The organism is Rhizobium sp. CSW-27 (assembly GCF_018760785.1).
In the GTDB taxonomy this organism is placed as follows: domain Bacteria; phylum Pseudomonadota; class Alphaproteobacteria; order Rhizobiales; family Rhizobiaceae; genus Neorhizobium.
In genome coordinates this window covers 341,484-351,135 of record NZ_JAHHZO010000005.1, presented here as the reverse complement: position 1 = coordinate 351,135, position 9,652 = coordinate 341,484, and the positions used below count along the sequence as shown (strand labels likewise).

Genomic DNA, 9,652 nt, shown 5'->3' with positions numbered 1-9,652 from the left:
GCCGCCTTGATGCGGTGAAACCATGCGTTTGAAATCATGAGACAAAACCTTTCCCGCGCCGGGAATGACCCAGCGCTTTTCCCGTGGTGGGAAGTGACGAAAATTGTGAGATTGAAGCGGCTACGACCCCAATGGAGGCCCGCATGGAAAATGAAAGATACCCGCGCCGGGAAAGACCAGGTCAATCGCACCGGCGCGGGTCGCAGCAGGCCGGGAGGTGTGGCCGCGCGAAGGAGAGGATGGGGGAGCGGTCATTCGGGGGGCTCCGGCAGAACAAAGAACTCTGCTGGGATGAGATCGATATTCCGTTCGCGAGCGTAGGCCAGGAGAACCGAAGCCTCGCGCTGAGGGATCATCCCGCCGGTGCCTCCCCTGTCTTTGGGATACATCCACCGATAGACACGCGAGATGTGTTTCCCGGTGACAGCAGACACTTTCTCGATGCCGATTTTGGCGATAATAGATTTTGCCGGATCCAGGTGCTTCGCGCTCATAACCCGACATTTGCGATTATCGCGATATTTGGTCAAGCCATTTTTGCGAATTACGCGATATGAATATTTGCGCTTTTCGCGAATATGTCGCCATGAGCGATCCGCAGCACGAAATCCGCAACTGGATGAAAAGAAATCTCGACTCGATGGGCCACGGCTCTAAATCGAGGCTTGCGGCGTTTTTGAACGTCAAGCCGGATGCTGTCACTCGGATGCTAAACAGCAGCGGCCACGAAAAAGAAGTCCGAGCAATCAAGGCTCATGAACTAAGTGCAATGGCACGATTTTTTGGTAAGGAGCCCCCAGGAGGCGACCCAAGCGCCACCCGCTTCGTACCAATAAGGGGCTTGGCGGGCGCAGGCCCGGATGGCTCTGTGCTCTATTCTTCAGGCGATGGGAACTTCGGAGAAGTTGAAGCTCCACGCGATGCGAAGGACACAACGGAAGCGTTAGAGGTCCGGGGAAATTCGATGTACGGCATTGCAAACCATGGCTATCTGATCTTCTACGAAGACAAGGAAGAGCCGTCTGAAAATCATATGGGCCACATGTGTGTCTGCTTTTTGCAAGACGGGCGGGTTCTTGTGAAGTTTCCGTCGCCAGGATCTGCGCCAGGATTGTTTCATCTGGAAAGCGTCAACGCGCCAATGATGAGGGACGTCCCGGTGCGCCATTTCGCCATCGTGACCGACATCAAGACGCGTTATGCCGCTCAAAAATTTGCTCGGCGAAACCCACACACGCCCATCGAGGACGTGACGACTTCGGGAAAGCGGATCTAGCAAACCGCTTCGGGAGCGCGCGCAAACCAGATCGAGCACATCCGAGCGCGACAACAAACACCTCACATCTTCAGTTTGTGGACGCCTAAGCAAGCCACAGATCGCGAGCTTTACGCTCCACTTCTTCATCGGAATTTGCGATTAGCGCAAATTTATATTGACTGAACTCGCGATTATCGCGATATTCGTCCTCGAAATGTGAATTGGTGTGCCGTCGATCGAGGCAGCACGTGACCGGTACACAGCTCGCGATGTCCCGCATCCCGATCGAAGAGATACCACCACATGACAGCAGTCGCCTGGATAAAAAGCGCGGACCTGAAACGAATGGCCGCCATCGCCACAGAACAGAATGTCACGGTAGAGGTGACAGAAGCCGGCCGCACAATCCGAGTGGCACCAGCAGCATCTGCTACGACGTCGCAAAATCAACTTGCTCCGCGAGGCGGAGTACGACTTTGATGGAAACCATGCCACGCAAGCTGCCGCTCAATGTGATCAAGGAAAGAAACCGCCACGGAACGGTGGTGTTCTATTATCGAGTCGGCAAGGGTCCACGCACCAGGCTCCGTGGCGCGCCAGGTTCCGAGGAATTCAAGGCAGCATATCGAGATGCCATAGCCGCTGAAAAGCCGGCTCGCACGAGACAGAGAGGCGACACCAGAACTTTGAAGTGGCTCATTGGCCAGTACATGGAAAGCCGCAAATGGGCCGAGTTGTCCGTCTCGACGCGACGAGCACGTGGCAATCTGTTTTTGCAGATGCTGAAGAACGCAGGCGACGCGTTCTATGCCGACATTTCAAAGAAGGACGTCGAGGCTGCACTTGAAGCCCGCTCGTCCACTCCGGGCCAAGCTAATGCCCTTCTGAAGGCTTTGCGCGGCGTGTTCGAGTGGGCCATCAAATCTGATCTCGCAGAATTTGATCCAACGCACGGCGTGGAACGGCTCGCCTACAAAACGGACGGCTTCGAACCGTGGACGTCCGAAGATGTGCATCTCTTCTGCAGGACGTGGCAAATCGGCACAGCGCAGCGCCTGGCGATGGAGTTGCTGCTTTGCTCAGGCCTGCGGCGCTCAGACATTGTTCGTGCTGGCCGTCAGCATATGACGGGAAATGTGTTCTCTATGCGCACCCGCAAAACCGGGGCCGACATCACTGTGGAATTTCCCGAGCGCCTCATGAAGGTGATCGAGGAAACGAAAACAGGCGATCTTGCCTTTGTCGTCGGAGAGAACGGCCGGCCCTTCACAGTCGAGTCTTTTGGAAACTGGTTTCGGAAGCACTGCACCGCTGCGGGCGTCAGCAAGAGCGCGCATGGACTGCGGAAATTGTCCGCCACGCTGGCTGCAAACGCTGGCGCTTCGTCTCACGAATTGATGGCGCAGTACGGATGGGCGACGTCTCGACAGGCCGAAGTCTACACGAAAAAGGCAGACCGAAAGAGGCTTGGAATTCGCGCTTCAAAGTTGGTTGCAGAACAGATCGAGATCGAACTTTCCCCGCACCTAAATTCTAGTGCGGGAAAAAACGAAAATTCCACAACGAAAACAAAGTCGAATTCGTAAAGTGGTGCCCCGTGCCGGAATCGAACCAGCACTCCTTTCGGAACCTGATTTTGAGTCAGGCGCGTCTACCAATTCCGCCAACGGGGCATCGAAAGTGGTGGGAGGGGGTCTAGCACAGGAAAAAGCGGGCGCGCAAGCGCCGGCTGGGCTACGGGCCTTGTTGTTTCTCACGAAAATGTGGCGCGACATAGTGTTGCCGGTCCTGCGCCGCGCATTTACAGCCCTCCTCCCGTTCACTAGAGCAGAGGGCGCGACAGACACCGCAGGAGATGCATTGATGGCCACCGCACACGATCCCCGCTCCACCCTGATGCTCTATTCGGGCACGCTGGCCTTCGGCATGGTGGCGGTGGTCGGCTCGGCGCTGGGCTTCCAGCATATCGGTGGCTACATTCCCTGCGCGCTCTGCCTGCTGCAGCGCGAGCCCTATTACTGGGGCGTGCCGATTGCGCTCGGCGCGCTCGCCACCGCCGCCTTTCGCCTGCCGCCGGCGCTGACGCGGCTGCTGATCGGCGTCGTCGGCCTGATGATGCTGATTGCCGCCGGCATGGGCATCTATCATTCCGGCGTCGAGTGGGGCTTCTGGCCCGGCCCAAGCACCTGCTCCACCTCCGCCGCCACGGCCACCACCAGCGCGCAGAGCCTGCTGGACGACCTGAACACCGTTCACGGCCCCTCCTGCACCGTGGCGGCCCTGCGCATCTTCGGCCTGTCGCTTGCCGGCTGGAATGTCGTCGCAGCCCTCATTCTCGCTGCAATCGCCTTTCGCGGCGTATTCACAAGGCGCGCCTGAGAACGTCGGGGCAGACCGGCGGGGCCTAGCCGCACGCAGGAATGGCGCCGACGGCCAAGGATGAGCCATGGCCTTTCATTATCGGCCGCGCGGGCGCGTGAGAGCGATATGTCTCGTCGCCAAACCGATCAGGGCTGCAGCTCGGTATCCCAGTAGAGATAGTCCATCCAGCTTTCGTGCAGATAGTTCGGGGGGAAGAGGCGCCCGTTGTTGTGCAGATCCTGCACCGTGGGCTGATAGGGGGTCTGGGCCGGATGCATGCCGGCCTGTTTCGGCAGCTTGCTGCCTTTCTTCAGATTGCAGGGGGAGCAGGCGGCCACCACGTTTTCCCAGGTCGTCTGGCCGCCATGGGCGCGGGGAATGACGTGGTCGAAGGTCAGATCGTCGTGCGAACCGCAGTACTGGCACTCGAACTTGTCGCGGAGAAAGACGTTGAAGCGGGTGAAGGCGGGGTTTCGGGTGGGCTGGACGTAGGTCTTTAAACTGACGACACTCGGTAATCGCATCGAGAAGGTGGGAGACGAGACCGACTGGTCATACTCAGCAATGATATTAACACGGTCGAGGAAGACTGCCTTGATCGCGTCCTGCCAGGACCAGAGCGACAAGGGGTAATAACTCAGCGGCCGGTAGTCAGCGTTCAACACGAGCGCCGGCAGGGCCTGCGGGGAGACTGCAATCGTCAACGGACGCTCCTCACCGATTCGGCTTCTGTCTTTCTATATTAGGACCGTTGTTACAGGAATGTGAAGCCCCCCTGATGACGCAGTGCCTGACGCAGACGATCACGTCATCGGGATCGCATCCCGCCGGGTCATGCCGGCATAATAGGCCCAGAACAGGCGCGCCGCGACGGAACGCCACGGCTTCCAGCCCGAAGCAAGGGCCGCGACCTCGGCAACCGACGGCCGTGTTTCAAGTCCGAGCGCATGGCCGACCGCCGCCCGCAGCGCCACATCGCCCGCCGGAAACACATCCGGGGCGCCGAGGCAGAACATCAGATAGACCTCCGCCGTCCAAGGACCGATGCCCGGCAGCGCAAGCAGTCTTGCCCGCGCCTCCTCCGGCGCAACGAAGGCCAGCGCTTCGAGATCGAGCCGGCCCTCCGCCAGCGCCCGCGCCAGCCCCTCGATCGCGCAAGCCTTGGCCCGAGACAGTCCGAAGCCGGCCACCACCTCCGGCGAATGGGCAAGATAGGCCGCCGGTGTCATTTCGCCTGCCGATCGCATCCGACCCCAGATCGCCGAAGCAGCCGCCTTCGACACCATCTGCGACACGATGATTTCGGCAAGCCCGGCGAAACCGGGCGGCGAAAGGCGCAGCGGCACCGGTCCGGCGGCCGCCACGACCGGTGCCAGCGCCCGGTCGAGCGCCACCAGCGCCGCAAGCCCTTCCTCGATATCCGCCATCTCGCGTATCTGCACCATCGCCAATCTTTCCGATTCGTGGCACAAGAAACCATGCACGCCGCCGACCGTCAAAAGCCCGTCTTCCGTTTCGCCCCGAGCCCGAACGGATTCCTGCATCTGGGCCACGCCCTTTCCGCCCTGATCAATCAGGAGATGGCCGGGCGCTTCGAAGGGCGCCTGCTGCTGCGCATCGAGGATATCGACCAGACCCGCTGCCGGCCGGAATTCGTGCACGAGATTTTTCGCGATCTCGCCTGGCTTGGCCTCGAATGGGAGGAGCCGGTGCGCCACCAGTCGAACCATATCGGCGAGTATCAGGCGGCACTGGCAAAGCTGGAGGCACTGAGCCTGCTCTACCCGGCCTTTCTGACGCGCGGCGAGGTGAAGGCGCGCGTGGCGGCCTCCGAAGCTGCCGGCAGGCCATGGCCGCGCGATCCGGACGGCGCGCCGATTTACCCGCCGGACGACCGAAACCGCAGCCCGGCCGAGCGCGCGCAGTTGCTGGCCGGCGGCCTGCGACACGCCATCCGCCTCGACATGCGCAAAGCACTGGCACTGATCGGCGAACCTCTGACCTGGCGGGAAACGGGCGACGGCGCAGCCGGCATCATCACAGCCGACCCGGGCGCCTGGGGCGACGTGATCCTCTCCCGTTCGGATGCCCCCTCCAGCTATCACCTGTCGGTGGTGGTGGACGACGCGGCCCAGGGCGTGACGCATGTGGTGCGCGGACTGGATCTTTTTCATGCCACCGCCGTGCACCGGCTGCTGCAGGTGCTGCTCGGCCTGCCGGAACCGGACTACCATCACCACAGGCTGGTGCCCGGTCCCGACGGGCGCAAGCTTTCCAAGAGCGAAGGCTCGACCGGGCTGGCCGCGCTGCGCGCCGCAGGCGTTTCACCGGCCGAGATCCGCGAGATGCTCGGCTTCTGACCGGCTGTCCGGCGGCATTGACGGCGGGGGGGACGGCGGGGTGGACGGTGAACTCTCCGCCGCGACCTGCTGCCCGTCGCCGCGCCGGCGCACCGCATGCGAGACGGCGGAGAGCACACGATACTTCATCAGCGCCGCATTGACCTCGGCGCCGAGAATGAAGATCACGCCGACCATGTAGAGAAAGACCAGCACGATCATCACCGAGGCGAGACCGGCATAGGTGGCGGCGTAATTGGCAAAGGTCGCGAGGTAGGAGGCAAAAGCGAAGGCAAAACCGCCCCAGCACAACAGAGTGAGGACGATGCCCGGCAGAACCTCCACCACGCGCCGGCTGCCGGCCGGCAACCATTTGTGGCAGACCACAAGGCCGAGAAACAGCACGATCACCGTGCCGAGAACGCCGAAATTGGCAATGTTGTGCAAGTGGTCGCTGAGCCAGGGCAGATGCGATCCGGCAAAGCGGATGGCGATCGGCACCGCCACCAGCACGATGCTGATGGCCGCGAAGATCGCAACGGCGGCGATCACATAGCCAAGGCTGGCCAGGCGGGTCACATACCAGGGACGGCTTTCGACCACGCGATAGGCCCGGTTCAGCGAGATGCGCAGCGCCTCCACCCCGTTCGAGGCGAAATAGGCCGCCGCCAGCACCGAGATCGTCAGAAGCCCGCCGCGCGGAATTTCCAGCACCCGCCGCACCTCGTTGGCCAGCGGCTCGGCAATGTCGGAGGGCCAGGTGTCGAAGAGCAGGTGCACGGCGGTATCGGAGAAGCTGTTGGCACCCAGAAAGCTTGCCAGCGCCGTGCCGAAGATCAGGAAGGGAAACATCGCCAGCAGGCCGGACAGCGCCACATGGCTTGCCAGCGCCCAGCCATCGTCATCGTTGAAATGACAATAGGCGTCATAGAACACCTTGAAGGCCAGGCGATACGGGCGCAGCGGCGGGGATGTCTCGGCCAATGGGAACTCCGTTGTCACTCGGCCCCAAATATGGGAAAGGCAGAGGCATTGTACAGGAGGGGACATGACGGATCGGCCCACGATCATCATCACCGGCTGCTCGTCCGGCATCGGCGCCCACTGCGCCCGCGCTCTCGCCCGGGATGGCTGGCGCGTCTTCGCCACCGTGCGCAAGCCGGAGGATCTTGCAAGTCTCGAGACCGACGGCATCGAGGCCCTGCTGATGGACTATACCCGAAGGGACACCATCGATGCCCTGGTGAAAGAGGTCGCCATTCGCACCGGCGGCCGCATCGACGCCCTGTTCAACAATGGCGCCTATGGCCAGCCGGGCGCCGTGGAAGACCTGTCGACCGAGGTGCTGCGCCAGCAATTCGAGACCAACGTGTTCGGCTGGCACGAACTGACCCGCCAGGTCATCCCGCTGATGCGGGCAAGAGGCACGGGCCGCATCGTGCAGTGCTCCTCCATTCTCGGCATCGTGCCCTATCGCTACCGGGGCGCCTACAATGCCTCCAAGTACGCGATCGAGGGATTGAGCGTCACGCTGCGCATGGAACTCGACGGTTCCGGCATCTTCGTCAGCCTGATCGAACCGGGGCCGATCGCCTCGCGCTTCACCGCCAATGCGCTCGCCGCAATCCGCGGCAATATCGATCTGGAAGGCTCGGCGCATGCGGCGGAATATCGCCGCCAGCTGGCGCGGCTGGAGGGCACGGGGCCGGTGAACAGGCACAAGCTCGGGCCGGAGGCGGTCTATACGGTGCTCAAGCACGCCTTGACCGCGCCGCGCCCCCGCCCACATTATCTCGTCACCAAGCCTGCCAAACAGGGTGTTCTGCTGAAACGGCTGCTGCCGGCCGATCTGTTTTACCGGCTGCTGCGTAGGCTGGACTGAAAACCAGAAAAAGGCGCCTCCATGTCCAGCTTCACCACACTTCTTGCCCTGATCGTGATGGGTCTCGTGGTCCTTGTCCTGATCCGCGGCCTGTTCAACATGCTGCAGGGCAAGGACGCCAACAAATCCAACAAGCTGATGCAGCTGCGCGTGATGCTGCAGGCGATTGCCATCGCCCTGATCATGCTGACGCTCTGGCTGACGGGGGGAGGTCGCTGACATGGTGAAGCTCAACAAGATCTATACCCGCACCGGCGATGACGGCACGACCGGTCTGGTCACCGGCCCGCGGCGCCTGAAGCACGATCTGCGCGTCGATGCCTACGGCACGGTGGACGAGACCAATTCGGCGATCGGCATTGCCCGGCTGCATACCGGCGCCCTGCCGGAACTCGACGCCATGCTGTTTCGCATCCAGAACGATCTCTTCGATCTCGGCGCCGACCTTGCCACGCCGGACACAGGGGAAAAGGCAAGCTGGGAGCCGCTGCGCATCGTGCAGTCGCAGGTCGACCGTCTGGAAAGCGAGATCGACACGCTGAATGCCGGCCTTGATCCGCTGACCTCCTTCGTGCTGCCCGGCGGTTCGCCGGCGGCTGCCTATCTGCATCTGGCCCGCACCGTGTCACGCCGCGCCGAGCGCCTGATGGTGGAACTGTCGAAGATCGAGGGCGAGATCGTCGGTGCGCCGGCGCTCAAATACATCAATCGCCTGTCGGATTTCCTCTTCGTCGCCTCCCGTTACGCCAATGACGGCGGCAAGGCGGATATTCTCTGGGTGCCAGGCAAGAATCGCTAGGCGGGCCGCACGGACGCGGCGCAGACGACCGCCTTTGCACTTCACATCGCGCCCCGCAAGGGACGATTGCCACAGGCAGGCCGCGGGCTGCCTGTGCAGCACCCGGAATGGGGGCATGACCAAATGACACCGGTGCGACGCCGAAAACCTTTTGTATTCGGTTCAAAAATGCGTATCCATGTCGCCCATTGACAATCAGCGGCGCGGGAGAGGCCGCATTTTCCCAATTGGTTCGATCTGAGGAAGGAAGTCATGAAAATTCTGGTGCCTGTAAAGCGGGTGGTCGATTACAACGTGAAGATCCGCGTGAAGGCGGACGGCACGGGCGTTGAACTCGCCAATGTGAAGATGTCGATGAACCCGTTCGACGAAATCTCCGTGGAGGAGGCGCTGCGGCTGAAGGAAGCCGGCAAGGCAACGGAAATCGTCATCGTCTCCATCGGCCCGGCCAAGGCGGAGGAAACCATCCGCACCGCGCTCGCCATGGGCGCCGATCGCGGCATCCTGATCGAGACCGACGAGACGGTCGAGCCGCTGGCCGTCGCCAAGCTCCTGAAGGGTGTGGTGGACGCGGAAAATCCGGGCCTCGTCATCCTCGGCAAACAGGCCATCGACGACGACAGCAACCAGACCGGCCAGATGCTGGCAGCCCTGCTGAAATGGGGCCAGGCCACCTTCGCCTCGAAGCTCGAGATCGGCGAAGGCACCGCCAAGGTAACCCGCGAAGTGGACGGTGGCCTGCAGACCATCGAGGTGAAGCTTCCGGCGATCGTCACCACGGACCTGCGCCTCAACGAGCCGCGCTATGCCTCATTGCCCAACATCATGAAGGCCAAGAAGAAGCCGCTCGACAAGAAGTCGCCGGCCGATTTCGGCGTCGATCTTGCGCCGCGCCTCAAGGTGCTGAAGACGGAGGAGCCCGGCGGCCGCAAGGCGGGCGTCAAGGTCGGTTCGGTTGCCGAACTGGTCGAGAAGCTCAAGGTCGAAGCAGGCGTCCTCTAAGGGAACGGAAG

12 protein-coding genes and 1 tRNA gene are annotated in these 9,652 nt (G+C 61.9%); 8 read left to right on the top strand and 5 right to left on the bottom strand.

The annotated features are described in order from the left end of the window. Positions 1 to 251: 251 nt before the first annotated feature. Positions 252 to 530 (bottom strand): hypothetical protein, encoded by a 279-nt coding sequence (locus KLP42_RS13050; protein ID WP_252192953.1) that lies wholly within the window; start codon positions 528 to 530, stop codon positions 252 to 254. A gap of 56 nt (positions 531 to 586) precedes the next feature. Here KLP42_RS13050 and KLP42_RS13045 point away from each other — a divergent pair, with 56 nt between their 5' ends. Further along, positions 587 to 1,276: a hypothetical protein gene (locus KLP42_RS13045; protein WP_215567160.1), complete on the top strand. Its 690-nt coding sequence runs from the start codon at positions 587 to 589 to the stop codon at positions 1,274 to 1,276. A 461-nt stretch (positions 1,277 to 1,737) separates the two neighbouring features. Beyond that, on the top strand, positions 1,738 to 2,844 hold the full coding sequence (locus KLP42_RS13040; RefSeq protein ID WP_215567159.1) for a tyrosine-type recombinase/integrase: 1,107 nt from the start codon (positions 1,738 to 1,740) through the stop codon (positions 2,842 to 2,844). A 2-nt stretch (positions 2,845 to 2,846) separates the two neighbouring features. On the opposite strand, the gene KLP42_RS13035 is transcribed toward KLP42_RS13040, so the two are convergent. Then, positions 2,847 to 2,931, bottom strand: a tRNA-Leu gene (locus tag KLP42_RS13035). A 187-nt stretch (positions 2,932 to 3,118) separates the two neighbouring features. Between KLP42_RS13035 and KLP42_RS13030 the strand changes: the two genes are divergently transcribed. Further along, positions 3,119 to 3,637, top strand: coding sequence for a disulfide bond formation protein B (locus KLP42_RS13030; protein WP_502941298.1), 519 nt, complete (start codon positions 3,119 to 3,121; stop codon positions 3,635 to 3,637). A 128-nt stretch (positions 3,638 to 3,765) separates the two neighbouring features. Here the strand turns inward: KLP42_RS13030 and KLP42_RS13025 are convergent, their stop codons facing one another. Beyond that, positions 3,766 to 4,323 carry an HNH endonuclease gene (locus KLP42_RS13025; protein ID WP_215567157.1) on the bottom strand — a complete coding sequence of 186 codons (558 nt, stop codon included), beginning with the start codon at positions 4,321 to 4,323 and terminating at the stop codon, positions 3,766 to 3,768. Between the two features lie 99 nt (positions 4,324 to 4,422). Then, the gene (locus tag KLP42_RS13020; protein ID WP_215567156.1) at positions 4,423 to 5,064 is read right to left on the bottom strand and encodes a DNA-3-methyladenine glycosylase family protein; all 642 of its coding nucleotides are present in this window, start codon (positions 5,062 to 5,064) and stop codon (positions 4,423 to 4,425) included. A 33-nt stretch (positions 5,065 to 5,097) separates the two neighbouring features. Here KLP42_RS13020 and gluQRS point away from each other — a divergent pair, with 33 nt between their 5' ends. After that, positions 5,098 to 5,979, top strand: coding sequence for a tRNA glutamyl-Q(34) synthetase GluQRS (gluQRS, locus tag KLP42_RS13015; protein ID WP_215567155.1), 882 nt, complete (start codon positions 5,098 to 5,100; stop codon positions 5,977 to 5,979). Here the strand turns inward: gluQRS and KLP42_RS13010 are convergent. After that, a complete protein-coding gene (locus KLP42_RS13010) occupies positions 5,944 to 7,032 on the bottom strand; it encodes a YihY/virulence factor BrkB family protein (protein WP_502941297.1) in 1,089 nt (362 codons plus the stop codon). The two genes, gluQRS and KLP42_RS13010, sit on opposite strands and share 36 nt — an antisense overlap. Between KLP42_RS13010 and KLP42_RS13005 the strand changes: the two genes are divergently transcribed. The 4 genes from KLP42_RS13005 to KLP42_RS12990 all read left to right on the top strand — a co-directional run bounded on the left by KLP42_RS13005 (position 7,007) and on the right by KLP42_RS12990 (position 9,641). After that, on the top strand, positions 7,007 to 7,840 hold the full coding sequence (locus KLP42_RS13005; protein WP_215567153.1) for an SDR family oxidoreductase: 834 nt from the start codon (positions 7,007 to 7,009) through the stop codon (positions 7,838 to 7,840). The two genes, KLP42_RS13010 and KLP42_RS13005, sit on opposite strands and share 26 nt — an antisense overlap. Positions 7,841 to 7,861: 21 nt before the next feature. Further along, positions 7,862 to 8,059: a twin transmembrane helix small protein gene (locus tag KLP42_RS13000; protein WP_143127170.1), complete on the top strand. Its 198-nt coding sequence runs from the start codon at positions 7,862 to 7,864 to the stop codon at positions 8,057 to 8,059. Between the two features lies 1 nt (position 8,060). Further along, on the top strand, positions 8,061 to 8,639 hold the full coding sequence (locus tag KLP42_RS12995) for a cob(I)yrinic acid a,c-diamide adenosyltransferase (protein ID WP_215567152.1): 579 nt from the start codon (positions 8,061 to 8,063) through the stop codon (positions 8,637 to 8,639). Positions 8,640 to 8,891: 252 nt separating this feature from the next. After that, positions 8,892 to 9,641, top strand: a complete 750-nt coding sequence (locus KLP42_RS12990) for an electron transfer flavoprotein subunit beta/FixA family protein (RefSeq protein WP_215567151.1) — start codon at positions 8,892 to 8,894, stop codon at positions 9,639 to 9,641. The last annotated feature ends 11 nt before the right edge of the window (positions 9,642 to 9,652 follow it).